We start from the raw sequence: 230 nt of genomic DNA on the forward strand, positions 1-230 counted from the left end.
GCCGGTGCCCGCGAGCAATTGCAGCGGCTCGCGCGACACCGCGACCACCCTGCCCTCGCGTACGCCCGTGCCGGCCGGCAACGACGCACGGTCGCTGGTGCTGGTCTGCTACGGCGCCGGCAATCGCCCGACCGTGAAGTCGGAACCCAGCTACAGCTGGGACGACAGCACGCACAAATGGCACGAAGAGAACCGCATCAGCAGCGGGCGCGAGGGGTTCAACAGCGACG

At 69.6% G+C, this 230-nt stretch carries 1 protein-coding gene; it reads left to right on the forward strand.

Annotation, left to right across the window (positions count from 1 at the left end; translation table 11 throughout):
* A partial coding sequence (locus SB719_RS22950) for a hypothetical protein (RefSeq protein ID WP_412160157.1) occupies positions 1–230 on the forward strand: 230 nt, incomplete at both ends.

Origin of the sequence: Pantoea sp. SIMBA_079 (genome assembly GCF_046940275.1) — a bacterium.
Classification (GTDB): domain Bacteria; phylum Pseudomonadota; class Gammaproteobacteria; order Enterobacterales; family Enterobacteriaceae; genus Pantoea; species Pantoea borealis.